Consider the following 17,835-nt stretch of genomic DNA (forward strand, 5'->3'; position numbering starts at 1 on the left):
CCCGCAGCGCCCCGTTAGTGGATTTCGTTCCGGGTCGGCGGGTTGGCGCCGGGCCGCGAGACGGTAATGGCTGCGGCCCTGGCCGCGTAGTCAAGGACCTCGGTGAGCGTGGCGGTGTCCAGCTGGTGCAGGGCCTCGCGCCGCGCGCTGCCCAGCAGCCCGCGGACCTCAAGGGCGGAAATCATTGCCGAGATGAACGAATCCCCGGCGCCCACGGTGTCGGCGACATCGACAACCGGTGCCTTGGCGCTTGCGGTGCCGGCCTCGACCAGGCCCCACGGGCCTGCCGAACCGTAGGTGGCCACGATCATTGCCGGTCCGGAGGCCAGCCAGGCCGCCGCTGTCTCCTCCACGCTGCGGTGCGGGTAGAGCCATTCCAGGTCGGAGTCCGAGGCTCGCACCACGTCGGCAAGCGCCACGAAGCGCTCGACGTTCGCGACGGCCTGGCCGTGGTCGGTGATCAACGAAGGCCGGATGTTGGGGTCGTAGGTGATGGTGGCGTGCGGACGGGCCGCCTCGATGAGGCGCAGCACCTTGCCCGCGCCCGGTTCCACGAGCGTGGCCAGCGAACCGGTGTGAACCAACTGGGCGTCGGCCAGCGCAGGGGTGTCCGCGGGCAGCTCCGGCAGGTCCCAGTGCACGTCGAAGGTGTAGCTGGCGGCGCCCACGGGGTCCAGGATGCCGCGCGCGGTGGAGGTCGGGTGGTCGTCGGGTCCGCAGATGTGCCGCACGTTGTTCGATTCCAGCGCGTGCAGGATCTTCGCGCCGAATTCGTCGTCCCCCCAGCGTCCAATGAATGTCACGGGGTGCCCCAGCTTGGCCAGGCCCACCGCGACGTTTAGCGGGCTGCCGCCGACGAAGGTCCGTGGCGCGCTGATGCCGCCGGAAAGCACATCGACCAGGGCCTCGCCTATGACCGTCAGCACATCGGGCTCCTCATCGTTTTTCCGGGGGTGACGACTTCAATATACCGGTCGGTAGCCGGTGGAGAGGCAGTTTGTGAGGCTCCTCGCCCCGCGCAACGCCGCCGCCGACTTCCAGCAGGGCCTCCACGGTGGCCTCCCAGGCGGGGTCGCCCGGGGAGATCAGCCCGTAGTGGTCCCCGTCGTACTCCCGGTAGTCGACGCGCGCCCCGGCAGCCAAGGCCCGGGAGGCGAAGGAGCGGGCCAGTTCCACCGGCACGTCGGCATCCGTCCGGCCGTGCAGCATCACCAGAGGCACCGCGGGCAGGTCGCGGGCGGCGGGATCGGCAGCCAGCCAGGCCTCTGCGCCGGATTCCGGGGAACAGCCCATCAGCTCGCCCGCCGCGTCGTTGCCCAGGGACAGCCGATGGGCAAGGCCCAGGTCAAGCACCCCTGCCTGCGACACCACCCCGTCCAGGGACCTGCTGCCCTCCGGCAGCGCGCCGGGAGCACCGGCGGGCAGCAGGGAGCGGCCCGCGGCCCAGAGCGCCAGGTGCCCGCCGGCCGAATGCCCGATGCCGATCCGGGGGCCGTCCTCGATGCCCGCCTGGGCCAGCGCTGCACCCAGCGCGTCGATGCCGGTGGCGACGTCCATGAAGGTCTCCGGATAGCCGCCGTCTCCCCCGGCCATGCGGCGGTATTCAAGGTTCCATGCCACGATGCCGCGGGCGGCCAGGTCTGCCGCCAGCGGGCGGCCCAGTTCGGCGCCATAGGCCTGTCGCCAGAAGCCTCCGTGCACGATCACGGCAACCACGTCGTGCAGCCGGGTCTCCGGCAACCACAATTCGGCGTACTGGCTGGCGTGCCGCCCGTAGACGTGCAGCACCGGTTGTGCCGCGGGAGGCACTAGCGGCCCGGGAACTCGGGGGCCGACTTCGCCACGAAGGCGGCGCGTCCCACCACCGAGTCCTCGGTCTCGAAGGCCTTGACGAAGGAGCGGGCCTCGGCCTCGAGCCCGTCGACCACGTTCAGCCCGGCAATCTCGTTGAGCGCGTTCTTCACGTTGGCCACCGCGGTCGGGGCCTTGCCGGCGATCTCCGCGATGGTTTCCTCGGCGGCGGCAATCAGCGCCGCGTTGTCCTCAAGCACCCGGTTCACCAGCCCGATGCGCAGGGCCTCGGCGGCCTTGATGCGGCGGCCGGTGTAGATCAGTTCACGGGCCATGCCGATGCCCACGCGCTGCTGCAGGCGCACGGAACCGCCGAAGCCCGGAACCAATCCGAGGTTGACCTCCGGCTGGCCGAAGCTGGCGTTCGCCGAGGCGTAGAGGAAATCGCAGGCCATGGCCAGCTCGCAGCCACCGCCCAGGGCGAAGCCGTTGACGGCGGCGATCACGGGTACCGGCAGCGCCTCCAGACGCAACGTGACCTCGTGCATGCGCCGCCCGTAGGCCAAGGCGGCCTGAGGGTCCATGGCGTTCATCTCCACGATGTTGGCGCCGGCCACGAAGGACTTGTCCCCGGCGCCGGTGACGATGATGCCGCGCACGGGCCACCGTGCATCGGTGCCGATGTCGGCCAGTACCCCGGTCAGCGCATGCAGGTCCTCGACCACGGCGGCGGCCAGTGCATTCATCGAGGCCGGCTGGTTGATGGTCACGAGCAGGGCATTGCCGCGCTGCTCGACGAGCAATGTCTCGTAGGTCCCGAAATCCATGTGCACTCCCTTGTGATTGGCGTCTCGAAACCAGCGTCTCATGTTTGCCTCGGCACCGCCCCGTTGGCGCGCAGGTGAGACCGTGTTTAAGCCAGCACGACGGGCGGTTGCGGGACCGGGCGCCGGATCAGCGCTTGCGCCCCCGGGAGGCAGGCTTCGACCCGCGCTTGGCACCCCGGCGACCCGCGCGTGCGCCTGACTTCTTCTGGGCGTTCTTGGTGCTTTTCGCGTTTTTGGCGGCCTCGGAGTCGGCGGCCTGCCGCTTCTTGCGCGCCTCTGCAGCTTGCTCTTGCTGCTTCTGGGCCACCGATGCCTGCCGTGAGGAATTTTCCCCGCGGCCGCGCACCACCCCGATAAATTCCTCGATCACCGGGTCCGTGGGGTCGTCGCCCTCCGGGGCCAGCCAGGCGATGCCGATGGCGGTTTGCGGGACGCCGGACAGTTCCCGGTGCACGACGTCCTTGCGGCTGTGCAGTCGCGCCACGCCCAGGGGCAGGACCAGCAGGCCCGCCCCGGAGGAGCACACCTCCATGGCCATGGCCGTCCCGCCAACGGCTTCCGGGTAGTCGGCAAGGTCCAAGAAGTTCTCGTTTTGGATCTCGGCGAGGGGAACCACATCTTCATGCAGCTCAATGTCGTGGTCCTTTGGAGCACAGACGACTTGTTGCTCCTCATAGAGCGGTATCACGTGGATCGCGGGGGTCTTGGGCGAGGAGCCTGCGGCAAAGCGGACGAAGACGATGTCCGATTCGCCGTTCTGCAGGCGCGCCAAGATCTCCCCGCCGTCGTAGCGCAGGGCAAGCAAGGGGTTTTGTGGATAGCGTTCGTTCCACCGGCTCAGCCATTTGCCGGGCGTGACACCCGGTACATAGGCGATTTTTAGTCCTGTCACCACCCCAGCGTACCGGTACGCTTGTTCACATGAGCGAGAAAACCCCACAGAACATGAAGCCGGCGACTGCCGCAAAGAAATTGGGCATCTACCTGCCCGCAGCTCCGGCCGAGTTCCAGGAGGGTCCGGTGTCCCGGGCCGAGCTCGACGAATTGCTGGCGAACCCGCCTGAGTGGCTTGAGGACTTGCGGGCCAACGGCCCGCATCCGCGCCCGGTCGTGGCGCATAAGTTGAATGTCTCGATTTCCGGCCTGGCCCGGGCGGAAATCACCGAGGCGCTGACCACCAAGGAAATCGAGGCGTTGCTGGCTGATCGTCCGGAGTGGCTGCAGGAAGAGCGTGCCTCACTCGCCGCGGTGCGCGCCGAGGAAAAGCGCGTCCGTGATGCTGCGGCCGCCAAGGGCGACCGCAGCTAACCACGATTCACTATCGTGCGGTGACTACTTGACCGTCTTGACGATGTAGACATCGCATGGGGCTGCGTGTGCCACTGAGGTGGCCACGGAGCCAAGAACGCGCCCCAGGCCCTTCATGCCGACATTGCCGACAACGATCAACGTGGCGTTCAGGCGCTCGGCCTCGGCAACCAATACTTCCTGCGGCTTGCCGTGCGCCGCGGCTGCGGTGATCTTGGCGGTCGGCTCGGTGATGCGCAGGCCTGCAGCGCACTGCTCGGCGACCTTTCCGGCCTGCTCCGCGTCGTCAAGGATCCAGGTGTCGGTGCCGATCTTCACGACCTCGGTGTTGTCCGAAGTGTGGGCGGTCACGACGACGAGTTCCGCATCCATGCTGGTGGCGATGCGCGCCGCGCGTTCTGCTGCACGCTGTGCGGTTTCGCTGCCGTCAACACCGACGATGATGGTTTCTGCCATGTTCTGACGCTCCTTTAGGTGTGGCCACCTGCGGCGGCCGGGGTTTGTTGGGAAAAATTGGTTAGGAAATATGCTGCCGGAGGAAGTCCACCGACCGGTCCCATGCCAGGCGCGCGGCCTCGGGCCGGTAGTTGCCCGAAGGGTTTGCATCGTTGTGGAAGGCATGCGGGGCATCGTAGTAGTGGAACACGACCTCTGCACCGGATTCCTCGCGGATCTGGGCTTCCTGGGCATGCGCCTTCGCCACCGGGTAGGACGAGTCCTCATTGGCGTAGTGCCCCTGGACCTGGGCCCGCACCCCTGCATAGCTCTGTGGAACACCCTGTCCGACGCCATAGAAGGGGACGGCGGCGGAGATTTTCTTCCCCTGCTGGGCGGCAAGGGCCAGCACAAAACCGCCGCCCATGCAGAATCCGATGGTTCCCGCGGTCGAACTGGTGACGGCTTCGAGGCCAAGCAGGTAGTCGACGGCGCCCGCCAGCAGCTTCGCACCGAGTTCCTCGGGCAGGTTCGACATCATTTCCGCGGCCTCTGCCCCGTCGTGGGCGACCGATCCGCCGAAGAGATCCGGCGCAAGGGCAACGAAACCCTCGGCAGCCAGGCGGTCGGCCACGTCCCGGATGTGGTCAGTCAATCCCCACCATTCCTGGATGACGATAACGCCCGGGCCCTGGCCGGCTTCTGGCAACGCGAGATATCCGTGTGCACGCTGTCCCTCGGAGGGAAACGAAACGTTTTGGTGCGGTGTCTGGGACGCCATACTTCCGACTGCTCCTGTCCTACATGCTTCATTGCCGGCGGAAACGCCCGATCTTCTCCCAGTCTATGCACCGATATGGGGCTCCTCGCCAAGAATCGCCGGTAGTTTCCTCACATCGACGCCGGATCGACGAACGGCAAAACCGTGGAATCCAGATGAATTTCCCCTTTCTCGTGATGAATTTTCGCAGCGGGTGGTGATGTCGCCGCGTCTTGCGGAATACCGTGTACGTTGCATAGCCGTGCGTTTTCACGTGTGGAGCCAGATATGTCCCATCCCATGTCATCGCGTTTGACCGCCGAGTTTCTCGGCACCGGCGTACTCGTATTCGGAGGCTACGGCGCTGCCATATTCTCAGCCAAGGTCGTCGCCTCGAACACCATGAACATGGGAATCGGGTTCCTCGGGGTGGCGTTGGCCTTCAGCCTGACCGTTCTGGCCATGGTCTATGCGGTCGGCCACATCTCCGGTGGTCATTTCAACCCGGCAGTGACATTGGGTGCCGCATTGGCGGGTCGGGTCGAGTGGAAAGCAGTCCCCGCATACATGGTCACCCAGGTTGTCGGTGCGTCCGCCGCCGGCTTGGTCCTCTTTGCCATCGCCAGCGGTAAGCACGGATTTGATCCAGTCTCCTCCGGCTATGCCGACCGCTCGCCCGACGGTTACAGCATGCTTGCGGCGTTACTGGCGGAAATCATCCTGACCGCCGTGTTCCTCTATGTCATCCTCGGGTCCACCGGTGAGCGGGCGCCCCGGGGTTTTGCCGGCATTTCCATCGGCCTCACCCTGACGCTGATCCACCTGGTTTCCATTCCGATCACCAAAACCTCCGTGAACCCGGCGCTTTCCCCGGGTGTGGCGTGGTTTGCGGGACCGGACGCACTGGGGCTGGTATGGCGGTTCATCGCCGCACCGCTGATAGGTTCAGCCATTGCCGGAATGACCTATCCCCTGCTGTTTGCTTCGCCGCTGATTGATGCGGCCCTGCAAGCCGGGGAGGGCAAGCCGAATCCGACCCTCACGCAAGACGCCACCAAGGCCGAGGCCATAGCGGGAAACGGCGCCAAGTAGTTCCCGCGTCCGCCGCCTGGTGCGGACAAATGGTTGCGGACCCGAGGAGCAGGGCCACCCCAAATCACAATGGACCGGGATATTGGACCCCTCGTGCGGTATCCCCGTCCGCGCGGCGGACGGGAGCCGCCACAGCGCTAGACATGGTCGGCTAATTGGCCGACAACGGTGCCCATACAGCTTGCCTACTGGGCACCAACCAGAAACAAAACACCCCCCGGTCATCAGACCGGGGGGTGTTTCCATATGTGCGCGAAGGGGGACTTGAACCCCCACGCCCTTGCGAGCACTGGCACCTGAAGCCAGCGCGTCTACCAATTCCGCCATTCGCGCATATTCACTGCGTTTCAGTCATTGACTTCAACAGCGAGATCAATCATATACACAGGTTGCCCTGAACGACTAATCGAGGGTGCTTTTGTGATCAGTGCCACGTCCGGGCAACCAATGGCACCGGTCGTTCGTTGGGGAACAGGGGGCCGCTTTCAACACATTTCGCCCCAGATGATTTTCAAGCCAAGTAGTATCGAACAAGGCGCAAGGCATCCAGGCCCTGCGACGCAATGCCGCTAACCGTGCCACGACACGAGTTAGAACCAGGAAGGGAGCGAAGCGATGGGCCTCATCGACAATGTTGAGCGCGGACTTGAAAAGCTTGTCACCAGCGTCTTCCGCGGCTCCGGCAGTTCCGAGGTCAAGCCCGTGGAAATCGCTTCACGTATGCGCAACCAGATGGATGCGAAGTCGCTGACCATTTCACAGGCGCGCACCCTGGTGCCGAACCTCTTCACCATTCGCCTCTCTGACGACGATTTTGCCAGGGCACGGGAATGGGGGGCGCCGTTGGCCAGGGAACTCTGCACGACAGCCCTGGATCACGCCAAGAGCCAGGGATACACACTGCAGGGCGCCGTCGAGGTCAACTTTCGCAAAGACAGCGAGCTCAAGCCCGGAGACTTCGAGGTCGACTCGGTCTTTTCCGAAGACTCCGCCGCCGAGGTGCGCAACTCCCCCGCCGCTCCGCCGGCACCCGCCTCTCCACCGCGTGGGGTACCCAAGACGCAGCCGGTGCTTGACATTGCCGGCCAACGATACGCCTTGAACCATCCCAACATCGTCTTGGGCCGTTCCGCGGAGACCGACATCCCCATTGAGGATCCCGGAGTTTCCCGCCGGCACCTGAAGATCGAGCAGCGCGGCGCCGCGACGTGGGCCGTTGACCTGGGCTCCACCAACGGCAGCTTCGTCAACGGACAGAAGATCGTTGGTGAAACCGAGCTCCACGACGGCTCCAACATCGCCATGGGACAAACACGCATCATCTTCAGACTCCTCCCCCAATCTCAAGGAGACCGTGCGTGAACGACCTAGTGTTCACCGTGCTGCGGCTCGGATTTCTCATATTGCTCTGGCTGCTGGTCTTGAGCATCGTCGGCGCGCTTCGCCGCGACCTTGCCATTGGCGGAAGGGCAGGCGTCGGCAGTCCGTCGTCCCGGCAGATTCGCAAGGACCCCTCGTTGGCACCGCCACCGGAGGTCCCCGCCAAGCAGCAGGCCAAGACCTTGTCCATCCTCGAGGGACCCCTTACGGGCCTTCAGCACCAGCTCACGGCCAGCCCGATCCTGCTGGGTCGCGCCCAAGAAGCAACCATCGTGCTGGAAGACGACTATGCCTCCGGCCGCCACGCACGTCTGTTCCCCCAGGGGACCCGGTGGTTCATCGAAGATTTGGGTTCGACCAACGGAACGTTCCTGGGCGAGGCCCAGCTCACCCGTGCCCAGCCGGTTGAACTTGGCCAGAAGATCCGGATCGGCAAGACGGTCATGGAGTTGAGGCCCTAGACATGGCGTTGATGCTGAAATTTGCGGCGCGAAGCGATGTTGGCAAGGTGCGGTCCAAGAATGACGACTCCGCCTATGTGGGACGCTACCTGGCCGTGGTTGCCGACGGCATGGGCGGACACGTGGGCGGCGATGTCGCCAGTGCATCCACCGTCCTGGACCTCGTCCACCTGGATGTCCCAGACACCCCCGATGCCGAAACGGTGCTGCCCGATGAAATCCAGGCTGCAAATCTGGTCCTGAACGAACTCGTGAACGCCAACCCCAAGCTGTCGGGAATGGGCACCACGGTCACTGCCATGCTACTGACCGGCGACGTACTGCAATTCGCGCACATCGGCGACTCGCGGGCATACCGCCTGAAGAACGGCGTCTTCGAGCAGATCAGCCACGACCATACGTTCGTCCAGCGCCTGGTCGACGAGGGCCGCCTGCGACCCGAGGAAGCCGAACTGCACCCCCACAAGAACGTGCTGCTTCGGGTCCTGGGCGATTCGGACGCCAGTCCGGAACTCGATGTCAGCCAGTACCCGGTCGAGGCCGGGGAGCGCTGGATGCTGTGCTCGGACGGCCTGAACGCCGTCGTGCCCGATTCCATCACCGAACGCATCATGCGCGGCACCGCTTCCCTCGACGAAACCGTCGAGGATCTCGTTGAAACCACGCTTGCCCACGGGTCGCCAGACAACGTGACCATCGTGGTCTTCGAGGTCGTCGAGGACAGCGGCGCCGAAGAGCCAGTGCCCGCCACGGACATTGCCCCGGCCGACGATCCGGCCCCGGACACCGGGCAGCTGAACATCGCTGCCGAGGGCGACCTGGAAGCCAGTGCGGCACTGATCCGCCACGAAATGGCCAAGCGCCCCCACCTCTTGGTTGGCGCGGCCGAGCTCGCCACACAAACCGGCAAGATTCCCGTCGTCACTCAGCGCTCTGGCGAAAAACGTGCAGCGGCGATCCTCACACACAAGACTCCGGCCGGCCAGGCGTCCGCCGAACAAGAGGATTTCGCGGCGCTGGACCGCAGACCCCGGCGCTGGCTTGTGCCCACGTTCCTAGCACTCATGGCCTTGATCCTGGCCGCGGTATGCGTCTGGGGGTACCTGTGGACGCAGACCCAGTATTTCGTGGGCAACCAGGATGGGCGCGTGGCAATCTTCAAGGGCGTTTCACAGGACCTGGGTCCACTGAAACTCTCGCATGTTGACACTGTCACCGAGATTCCCCTTGATTCCCTTCCCGAGTACACGCAACAGCGCATTGATTCGGCACTCCCGGCACGGGACCTGGCACATGCCCAGACAATTGTCGGGGAGCTGCTGGTGACGGCCAAGCAACGCTGCCCGGTGGTTGTTCCGGAAAACCCGGGTGAGGCCGGCACCCTTCCGATCCTGCCCCCTTACTGTCAGGAGATCAGACCGTGAGCGAGCTGGAAACCGCGCCCGTCCCCCGGCGCAACATGGAATTGCTGCTGCTGCTGCTGGCCCTCGGTGTAGCCATGGGTGCCTACTATATGGTGGGCATCAACAGTGATGCCGGGCTTAGCCAGGAATTCATCTCACAGGGCCTGGTCCTCGCCGGGCTTGCCATGGTTTTCCACGTGTTCCTGCGCATCTGGGCAAAATATGCCGATCCGGTAATACTTCCTGTGACTGTTGCCCTCAATGGCATAGGCCTGGCCATGATCCACCGGATCGACCTGGCCCGCAACGATGACCAGGCATTCCGCCAGATCCTCTGGACCGGGGTGGCGATGGCCGTGGCCTGTGTGACCTTGTGGGCCATCCGCGACCACCGGGTGCTGCGTCGCTTCACCTACATCGCCTTGGCGGTCTCAGTCCTGTTGTTGCTGCTGCCCCTGATCCCGGGGGTCGGCGTGGTGCTTAACGGCGCCCGGATCTGGGTGCATTTCTTCGGCCTGTCCTTCCAGCCCGGCGAACTGGCCAAGATCACGCTGGCCATATTCTTCGCCGGTTATTTGTCCTCGAACCGGGAACTGATCCTTCTGGCAGGCCGAAAAATCGGTCCACTGCAGCTGCCCCGGTCTCGGGACCTCGGCCCCATGGTCGTGGCGTGGCTGGTAAGCATCGGGGTGTTGGTCGTCCAGCGCGACCTCGGCTCCTCCATACTCTTCTTCGGTCTTTTCATGGTGATGATCTACGTCGCCACCGCCCGCGTGAGCTGGATCGTCATCGGAACAATGATGTTGGTCGGCGGCGGAACATTTGCCTACCTGACCATGAGTCACGTGACCCGGCGCATCGATGGTTGGCTCAACGCCTTCGATCCCGACATCTACCACGCCAGCGGCGGCAGCCGGCAGATCGTCGAGGGCCTCTTTGGGCTCGCGAACGGCGGACTGATGGGCACCGGCCTGGGCAACGGCACCCCCTATATGGTTCCCCTGGCCAACAGCGACATGATCGTCGCCTCGCTGGGCGAAGAACTTGGGCTCATCGGCCTGACCGCCATCGTCCTGCTCTACCTGATCCTGGTGAGCCGCGGCATGCGTGCTGCCCTCGGATCGCGAGACACCTTCGGCAAGCTGCTGGCCACGGGCCTTTCCTTCACCATTGGGTTGCAGTGCTTCGTGGTCATTGGCGGAGTCACGCGCCTGATCCCGCTCACGGGGCTCACCACGCCGTTCATGGCCGCCGGCGGCTCGTCCCTGCTCTCGAACTGGATCATTGTCGCTTTGCTGTTGTTGATTTCGCATAATTCCCGCCGCCCCATGCTTTCAGGGGTCTCGGCCACGGCAGAGGTGGCCACCAAGGCGCCGCGTCGTTCCCCGGGCCTGCTCTGGCCGCGAAAGGAGTCCCAGCGATGAACCAAGCCATCCGCAACACCTGGATCGCCGTCATGCTGCTGTTCGTGCTGTGCCTCGGCGCGCTGAGCTACGTCCAGTTCCTGGCATCGGAGGACCTCAACGACAATGCGCTGAACAAGCGCCAGCTCTTCAGTGAATTCGACCTTCCGCGCGGCGCCATCCTGGTTGACGGCAAGCCCATTGCCGAGTCCGAACCCTCCGAAGGGCAGTTCAAATACCAGCGCGTCTACACCGATCCGGAACTTTATTCCCACCTGACCGGCTTCTATTCGCTGGCCAACGGTTCAACGCAACTCGAATCGGTGATGAACGAGGAATTGACCGGCCAAAGCCAGGACCAGTTCTTTGACCGCATGATCAACCTCTTCTCAGGCAAGGCAACCGAGGGCGCCTCGGTCGAGCTCACCATCGACGGAGAGCTGCAGGAGTTCGTCTACGACCTGATCCCCGACGGAACCCTCGGAACCATCATTGTGTCGGAGCCCAAGACCGGGAACATTCTGGCCATGGCGTCCAAGCCCAGTTATGACACCAACAAGCTGGCGGTGCACAGCTCCGGCCAGGCCGCCGCGAACATGAAGGAACTTCTGACGGTTCCGGGCCTGAGCCCGTACCGCAACCCGGCCATTGGGAACCTCACGGCCCCGGGATCCACCTTCAAGATCTTCGACATGGTCGCGGCCCTGGAATCGGGGGAGTACAAGGCAGACACGGTCCTGAAAAACCCCTCGAGCGTGACCCTCCCAGGAACAAGAACGCCCTTGAACAACTTCTTCGGCGGCAATTGCGCGGCGATTCCGGAGGCGACTTTCGCCGACATCGTGGCGCAAAGTTGCAACACCCCGTTCGTCGGCATCAGCGAGAAACTGGGCAGGGAGCCATTTGAGGATGTCACCGAGCGCTTTGGTTTCGGCCAACAGCTGGAGATCCCCATGCGCGTGGTACCCAGCGTTTTCCCTGCCGAGTTGAACCCGGCGGAACTTGGCCAGTCGGTCATCGGCGAATTCGATGTGAAGGCCACGGCACTGCAAATGAACATGGCTGCCATGGGCATTGCAAACGACGGGGTGATCATGCAGCCGAACCTGGTCAAGCAGGTCATCGCCCCGGACCTGCGGGTGCTGGCGGAAAACGAGCCCAAGGAATTCAGCACCGCGACCAGCAAGGAGATCGCCGACCAGGTGACCGACATGATGCGCGGCCCCGTCAAGAAGGGCACCGCTGTCCGGGCGCAGGTACCGGGTCTGGATATTGCCGCGAAGACCGGCACCTCGGTGCTCAAGGACAACAAGGTGAACTCCTGGATCACCGGGTTCGCCCCGGCGGACGACCCCCAGGTCGCCGTGACGATTGTGTTTGAAAAGATTGATTTCAAGACTGGTTCCTCGTTGACCAGTCCCAACCTGAAGAAGATTCTAGAGGCGGTGTTCAACCAGTGAGGCCAATTTCCGGTATCACCCTGGGCGGTCGATACAAGTTGACCGACCGTATTGCCATTGGTGGCATGGGTGAGGTGTGGAGGGCCAGGGATCAGGTCCTTGGCCGCCTGGTGGCGATCAAGATCCTGAAGGAGGAATACACCGGCGATCCCGGCTTCCTCCAGCGTTTCCGGGTCGAGGCCCGTCACACCGCCCTGCTGAACCACAATGGCATAGCCAGCGTTTTTGACTACGGCGAGGAAGAGGGATCCGCCTACCTGGTCATGGAACTGGTGCCCGGACAGCCGCTGTCCACCATCATCGAGCGCGAACGGGTGCTCTCGCCCGACCGCACCCTGTCGATCATTTCGCAGACAGCCAAGGCACTTGCCGCTGCACACGTGCAAGGCCTGGTGCACCGCGACGTCAAGCCCGGAAACCTGTTGATGCTTCCCGACGGCCGCGTGAAGATCACCGACTTCGGCATTGCCCGCATCGCCGACCAGGTTCCGCTTACGGCAACCGGGCAGGTCATGGGAACGGCCCAGTATCTTGCCCCGGAACAGGCCACGGGCCAGCAGGCCACCGGCAGCTCGGACATCTACGCGCTGGGGGTGATCGGCTACGAGCTTTTGGCCGGGCGTCGCCCGTTCACCGGCGAGTCCCAGATCGCGATCGCCTTGGCCCAGGTCAATGACACGCCGCCGCCGTTGCCGGAGAACATCCCTGTGCCGGTCCGTTCGCTGGTGATGTCGATGCTTGCCAAGGACCCGTCAGACCGGCCGGCCGATGCAGATTCGCTGGCCGTGGCCGCAGACGCCATCCGCGCCGGCAACCCGGAGACGGCAACACTTGCCGTGCCCGGAATGCTGCTCTTTTCGGGATCGGATGCCGCCACCCAGGCCATCAACCACGCCCCGGTGACCCGCGGGAACGAAACCGTTGCACTGCCCCCTGTCGACCCGACAGTGGCGGCCCCCGCCCCCATCACCAACGCCCTGCCGCAGGTCCCTGTAGAGGGATCGGGAAGCGGTGATGCCGATTCCTTCATCGGCGCCTCGCAGCAATGGGAAGAGGAATCCGCCGGCAACTACGATCAGGACCTTGCTGACAGTCGGACCCCGGAAAAGAAGAACCGCAACCCCTGGACCATTCCGTTGATTGCGTTGATCGTCCTGGTTCTCCTTGCTGTCCTCGGTGCCTGGTTGCTGCCCCTGCTGACCGGCTCCAACGATCCGGAAACCAGCCAGAGTCCCAGCAACAGCATCTCTGCGGAATCAAGCACAACCAGCAGCGAGGCGACCTCGGAGACACCTTCCGAGACCCCGTCGCCGACGCCTACCCCCACGCCGACGCGTTCGACTCCACCCCCGGTCACCACGGTGGCCGTGCCCAACCTCTTCAGCATGGATGGTGAACAGGCGGCGGCGGCCTTGCGTGAATTGGGCTTGACGCCGAACGAAGGCGAAGCCCAGGAAAGCAACCTGGTGGCCGGCACCGTGATCGACCAGAGCCCACGCGTTGGAGTGAAGGTCGAGCCTGGCACAACCATCACCTACATCCTGTCGCTTGGCCCCGCGGAGCCCACGCCCACCCCGACGCCTTCTCCGACGCCTACTCCGTCAGAAACCCCCAGCGAAACTCAGACAAGTCCTTCGGCGGACGTCGAGACCAGTGAAACCTCCACCTCGTCGCCGGCCGCAGAGGCCAGCCGCACCGCCTCTTCCCCGGGCCTGCCCGGGGCAACCAACTAGATGATGGTGTTATTACAGTGACCGAGGAACGAATTCTCAACGGCCGCTATGTCGTAAGGGAGCTCATTGGACGCGGCGGCATGGCCGACGTTCACCTGGGTGTTGACCAGATCTTGGGGCGCAAGGTCGCCATCAAGCTGCTCCGGGCCGAAATGGCGCGCGATCCCATGGTCCAGGCGCGCTTTCGGCGCGAAGCCAAGGCCGTGGCAGGCCTGAATCACCCCAACATCGTTTCCGTCTTCGACACTGGAGAGGAAAAGCAGGAATTTTCCGGTTCAACCGTTGAACTGCCCTTCATCGTGATGGAGTACGTCCGCGGACGCACCCTGCGGGACCTCATCAAGTCCGGGGAAATGACCACCGAGCTGGCCATCAAGTACGTCCTGGGCGTGCTCGAGGCTTTGTCGCACTCCCATTCCATGGGAATCGTGCACCGTGACATCAAGCCGGCAAACATCATGGTCACAGAACGGGACGACTTGAAGGTCATGGACTTCGGCATTGCCCGGGCCTTGGCAGATTCTTCCAGCACCATGACCCAGACACAGACCGTGGTGGGGACCGCCCAGTACCTGTCACCCGAGCAGGCCCGCGGGGAGGCCGTCGACGCCCGCACCGATTTGTATTCCACCGGTTGCCTGCTCTATGAAATGTTCACCGGACGGCCACCCTTCACGGGGGATTCGCCGGTCGCGGTTGCCTATCAGCACGTGGGCGAGTATGCCCCGGCCCCCAGCACGCTGGTGCAGGACCTGGACCCCATCTTTGACGCCGTGGTGCTCAAGGCCCTGGCCAAGGACCGTGAGGACCGTTACGCGGACGCCACGGCGTTTGCCGCGGCACTGAACAACGCCCGCCAGGGAATTGCGTTGGCCCCGGAGGAACTCACCGCACCCATGCCGCAGTCGCAGGCGAACGGGGGAAACCTGGCTTCCGTTGCGCCCTTTGCCGCACCAGCAGCGGCCTTCCCCCCGTCAAGCCCCGACAGCGCCGCGGCAATCTCGGTCAACCAGACCGGATACCTGGAACCGGTCGGTCGAGACGACCACTGGGAAACTCCGCCGATCTGGGAACAGAACCTGCAGCGCGAGCTCAATGAGCATCGTGCCAGGTCCAAGCGCAACTGGACCGTGGCGATTTCGCTGGTCCTGGTCCTGGCCCTGGCGGTTTCCGGACTGTTCTTCTTCAACTGGATGCGCGCGGAGGCCGAACGCAACGCACCTGTCGCAATCCCCGCGCTGGGGGAAATGACACAAGAGAAGGCGGAAGCAACCCTCACGCAGCTGCAGCTGGTGCCGAAGGTCGAACCGGTCTTCGACGACAAGATCGATTCCGGCCTGGTCGTGGAGTCCGATCCGGCCGCTTCCAGGGAAGTCCGCAAGGGCACCACGGTGCGGCTGATGGTCTCGAAGGGGCCGGAGGCCCGCGTCCTGCCCGAGAGCCTGGCGGGACAATCCGAGGCAGGTGCCCGCCAGGTATTACAGGACCTGGGATACGAGATCGGCATGGTTTCCCGTGTCAACCATCCCTCGATACCCTCCGACTGGCTGGTGAACACGGAGCCGAAGCTGGGCAAGAAGGTCAAGGTCGGCACCAAGATCGATTTGGTCACGTCCACGGGCATGGTCAACGTTCCACAGCTCATTAATCTCACGGTTCCCGAGGCCACCAAGCTGCTTGAGGATCCCGACATCGGGCTGGGAATCACGACCACCGAGGAAGCCACCGCGGCGGCTGAACCGGGCACGATCATCGACCAGCTCCCCACCAGCGGATCGCCCACTCCGCAGGGTGGCACCGTGAGCGTCGTGGTTGCCGTGAAACCCGAGGAACCAACCCCGAGCGACCCCGCCACGAAATCTCCCAGCACCCCGGGGGAATCCACCGGCTCCACGCCGACCCCCACGCCAACGGAAACCTCCAGCAAGGGCAAAGGCAACGGAAACGGCAAGGGCCAGGGCCAGGACCAGGGACTTCCGCTCCCGGTACTCCCGGTGCCAAGCCCCTAGCCCGCCGGAGATCACCGCAAGGTGGATGAATCGACAAAGGGTGCCGTGTTGCCGAAGAGAAATCTTCGGCAACACGGCACCCTTTTTGTTGAGGTGTCTTAAACGCCGGCTTCGCGGATCAGCGGACTCAGCGTTGATGCGTGCTGCGCGGCGCCGGTCAGGCCGAGAGATTCCAGCCAGTTCCCCAGCATTTGGTAGCCTCCCTCGGTGAGGACAGACTCTGGATGGAACTGCACGCCCCAGAGGGGTGCGTTTCGGTGCGCCAGGCCCATGATGATGCCGTTTTCCGTCTCAGCGGTGATCGACAGGATCTCGGGAATGCTGGCGCGCACTGCCGCCAGCGAATGGTAACGGGTGGCAGTGAACGGGCTGGGTATGTGGGCAAAGATCGGGTGCCCGGTGTGGACAACGGGAGATGTCTTGCCGTGCATGAGCTCCTGCGCGTGCGTGACCACACCGCCATAGGCCTCTGCCAGGGCCTGGTGTCCCAGGCAGACCCCGAGCATGGGCTTCATCTGCGCACCGCACCACTGGATCACCTCGATGCAGACGCCGGCTTCGGCAGGGGTGCCGGGGCCGGGGGAGACCAGGACTCCGTCTCGGGCCTCGGCCAACTCGATGACCTCCGCCACGGAGAGGTCGTCGTTCCGGATCACCGTGGTTTCCGCGCCAAGCTCTTGCAGGTAACCCACCAGGGTGTATACGAAACTGTCATAGTTGTCGATCACCAGGATCTTGGGGGTGGTCACAGCAGCATCAGGCCAATCGTTGATTCGGTCCACGGACTGTACTGGCTCAGCCACGGGAAGACATATGTCATGAGCAATAATACGACGCCTGCGATCAGCGCCGCCGCCAGGATGACGCGGGACCACAGCGGTCCGGGGAGTTTGGAGAAGATCCATGCATACATGTGTGGTGTTCCTAGTTTTCCATCGTCTTTTTCACCAGGTTGGCGATTTCCGGCGGGGGTCCTGCATCTGCCGGACGCCAGGACTCCAGTTCCGCATAGGCGATGATGCGCATCCGGGTGGTGAATGGCGGATGGCAACTGGTCAGCGTCAGAGTGGAAGCCGTCGGATCGACACCGGGCTGGTTAGGAACAGGCAGGAGCACCTCGCTCTGCGAGGGGTGAACGATCTCGGTGTCGCGCCACTCGTAGGTGTAGAACCCCTTGCGCGTCTGGAGATAGATCTTGTCTCCGTCCTGGAATTTGTCGATGTTCCAGAACACCTGGCCATGGGTCTGGCGGTGGGCGGCAACGGCAAAGTTTCCGGGCTCGCCCGGGGCCTGCGTCTGGGGATAGTGGCCGATGCCGACGGTGTTGAGCACATCCATTCCGACACCGTTGGTCACCGGCTGGGCGAAGTCCTTGCCGAATCTCGGGATGTAGAAGATCCCGAAGGTTTCCCCATCGGGGATCTCGGTGATCGGCGCGGGACCGAAATCTTTATCCGCAATTGCCGGCGCACTCAACGCGTCGGTTCCCCCGTCCGTCAGATCCTGGACGAATTCCGAGGTCAGCTGGGATTGCGTGCGACCGGCATCGATGTTGGTCCACCATAGTTCCCAACCGACGAAGAGCAACATAACGATTCCGAGCGTGATGAGGACTTCGCCAAATATCCCCATGAGTCGCTGGCCGGCCGTGGCTTTGGCCCGCGTCCGCAATGCGGATCGTGTCATGCGAACTTCCCTCACTGTCACTTGGAGCATCGGGAAACCCTGTGACGTCCAGTTTGAGCGGATAGTATTGGATGTAAGCGTGGCGGT

The 17,835-nt window shown here is 63.9% G+C and carries 18 protein-coding genes and 1 tRNA gene; 9 read left to right on the forward strand and 10 right to left on the reverse strand.

Translation table 11 applies throughout. From position 1 onward, the window contains the following. Positions 1–14 precede the first annotated feature (14 nt). The 4 genes from OIU93_RS15765 to OIU93_RS15780 all read right to left on the reverse strand — a co-directional run bounded on the left by OIU93_RS15765 (position 15) and on the right by OIU93_RS15780 (position 3,510). Positions 15–926: a carbohydrate kinase gene (locus tag OIU93_RS15765; RefSeq protein WP_264271017.1), complete on the reverse strand. Its 912-nt coding sequence runs from the start codon at positions 924–926 to the stop codon at positions 15–17. A gap of 10 nt (positions 927–936) precedes the next feature. Further along, complete coding sequence (locus tag OIU93_RS15770; protein WP_264271018.1) at positions 937–1,809, reverse strand: S9 family peptidase; 873 nt, start codon at positions 1,807–1,809, stop codon at positions 937–939. Further along, positions 1,809–2,618, reverse strand: coding sequence for an enoyl-CoA hydratase/isomerase family protein (locus tag OIU93_RS15775; RefSeq protein ID WP_264271019.1), 810 nt, complete (start codon positions 2,616–2,618; stop codon positions 1,809–1,811). The genes OIU93_RS15770 and OIU93_RS15775 overlap by 1 nt, the downstream gene beginning before the upstream one ends. A 127-nt stretch (positions 2,619–2,745) precedes the next feature. Next, positions 2,746–3,510: a substrate-binding domain-containing protein gene (locus tag OIU93_RS15780; protein ID WP_264271020.1), complete on the reverse strand. Its 765-nt coding sequence runs from the start codon at positions 3,508–3,510 to the stop codon at positions 2,746–2,748. 29 nt (positions 3,511–3,539) lie between these two features. On the opposite strand from OIU93_RS15780, the gene OIU93_RS15785 reads away from it, so the two are divergent. Then, the gene (locus OIU93_RS15785; protein WP_264271021.1) at positions 3,540–3,926 is read left to right on the forward strand and encodes a DUF5997 family protein; all 387 of its coding nucleotides are present in this window, start codon (positions 3,540–3,542) and stop codon (positions 3,924–3,926) included. A 24-nt stretch (positions 3,927–3,950) separates the two neighbouring features. Here OIU93_RS15785 and OIU93_RS15790 read toward each other — a convergent pair whose 3' ends face one another. Both OIU93_RS15790 and OIU93_RS15795 read right to left on the reverse strand, forming a co-directional pair. Beyond that, positions 3,951–4,382 (reverse strand): universal stress protein, encoded by a 432-nt coding sequence (locus OIU93_RS15790; protein WP_264271022.1) that lies wholly within the window; start codon positions 4,380–4,382, stop codon positions 3,951–3,953. A gap of 61 nt (positions 4,383–4,443) precedes the next feature. Beyond that, the gene (locus tag OIU93_RS15795; RefSeq protein ID WP_264271023.1) at positions 4,444–5,142 is read right to left on the reverse strand and encodes a dienelactone hydrolase family protein; all 699 of its coding nucleotides are present in this window, start codon (positions 5,140–5,142) and stop codon (positions 4,444–4,446) included. Positions 5,143–5,421: 279 nt separating this feature from the next. Here OIU93_RS15795 and aqpZ point away from each other — a divergent pair, with 279 nt between their 5' ends. Next, complete coding sequence (gene aqpZ, locus OIU93_RS15800) at positions 5,422–6,213, forward strand: aquaporin Z (RefSeq protein WP_264271024.1); 792 nt, start codon at positions 5,422–5,424, stop codon at positions 6,211–6,213. A 249-nt stretch (positions 6,214–6,462) separates the two neighbouring features. On the opposite strand, the gene OIU93_RS15805 is transcribed toward aqpZ, so the two are convergent. Next, positions 6,463–6,546, reverse strand: a tRNA-Leu gene (locus OIU93_RS15805). A gap of 282 nt (positions 6,547–6,828) precedes the next feature. Between OIU93_RS15805 and OIU93_RS15810 the strand changes: the two genes are divergently transcribed. Genes OIU93_RS15810 through pknB form a run of 7 tightly spaced genes read left to right on the forward strand, consistent with a single transcriptional unit; the run spans position 6,829 to position 16,062 of the window. Then, a complete protein-coding gene (locus OIU93_RS15810) occupies positions 6,829–7,575 on the forward strand; it encodes a DUF3662 and FHA domain-containing protein (protein ID WP_264271025.1) in 747 nt (248 codons plus the stop codon). After that, entirely contained in the window at positions 7,572–8,054 is a 483-nt protein-coding gene (locus OIU93_RS15815) for an FHA domain-containing protein (protein ID WP_264271026.1), read from the forward strand. Before OIU93_RS15810 ends, OIU93_RS15815 begins: the two co-directional genes overlap by 4 nt. Positions 8,055–8,056: 2 nt before the next feature. After that, positions 8,057–9,478 carry a PP2C family serine/threonine-protein phosphatase gene (locus OIU93_RS15820; RefSeq protein ID WP_264271027.1) on the forward strand — a complete coding sequence of 474 codons (1,422 nt, stop codon included), beginning with the start codon at positions 8,057–8,059 and terminating at the stop codon, positions 9,476–9,478. Further along, complete coding sequence (locus OIU93_RS15825; protein ID WP_264271028.1) at positions 9,475–10,881, forward strand: FtsW/RodA/SpoVE family cell cycle protein; 1,407 nt, start codon at positions 9,475–9,477, stop codon at positions 10,879–10,881. The genes OIU93_RS15820 and OIU93_RS15825 overlap by 4 nt, the downstream gene beginning before the upstream one ends. Beyond that, on the forward strand, positions 10,878–12,320 hold the full coding sequence (locus OIU93_RS15830; RefSeq protein ID WP_264271029.1) for a penicillin-binding protein 2: 1,443 nt from the start codon (positions 10,878–10,880) through the stop codon (positions 12,318–12,320). Before OIU93_RS15825 ends, OIU93_RS15830 begins: the two co-directional genes overlap by 4 nt. Continuing rightward, positions 12,317–14,053 (forward strand): protein kinase, encoded by a 1,737-nt coding sequence (locus OIU93_RS15835; RefSeq protein ID WP_264271030.1) that lies wholly within the window; start codon positions 12,317–12,319, stop codon positions 14,051–14,053. The genes OIU93_RS15830 and OIU93_RS15835 overlap by 4 nt, the downstream gene beginning before the upstream one ends. 17 nt (positions 14,054–14,070) lie before the next feature. Next, a complete protein-coding gene (gene pknB / locus OIU93_RS15840) occupies positions 14,071–16,062 on the forward strand; it encodes a Stk1 family PASTA domain-containing Ser/Thr kinase (RefSeq protein ID WP_264271031.1) in 1,992 nt (663 codons plus the stop codon). A 98-nt stretch (positions 16,063–16,160) separates the two neighbouring features. Here pknB and OIU93_RS15845 read toward each other — a convergent pair whose 3' ends face one another. The 3 genes from OIU93_RS15845 to OIU93_RS15855 are packed head-to-tail and all read right to left on the reverse strand — an operon-like array spanning position 16,161 to position 17,748. Next, positions 16,161–16,811 carry an aminodeoxychorismate/anthranilate synthase component II gene (locus tag OIU93_RS15845; protein WP_264271032.1) on the reverse strand — a complete coding sequence of 217 codons (651 nt, stop codon included), beginning with the start codon at positions 16,809–16,811 and terminating at the stop codon, positions 16,161–16,163. Beyond that, on the reverse strand, positions 16,808–16,975 hold the full coding sequence (locus OIU93_RS15850) for a hypothetical protein (RefSeq protein WP_264271033.1): 168 nt from the start codon (positions 16,973–16,975) through the stop codon (positions 16,808–16,810). Before OIU93_RS15850 ends, OIU93_RS15845 begins: the two co-directional genes overlap by 4 nt. Positions 16,976–16,986: 11 nt before the next feature. Then, complete coding sequence (locus OIU93_RS15855) at positions 16,987–17,748, reverse strand: class E sortase (RefSeq protein WP_264271034.1); 762 nt, start codon at positions 17,746–17,748, stop codon at positions 16,987–16,989. Positions 17,749–17,835 lie beyond the last annotated feature (87 nt).

The organism is Paeniglutamicibacter sp. ZC-3, from assembly GCF_025847175.2.
GTDB classification, from domain to species: domain Bacteria; phylum Actinomycetota; class Actinomycetes; order Actinomycetales; family Micrococcaceae; genus Paeniglutamicibacter; species Paeniglutamicibacter sulfureus.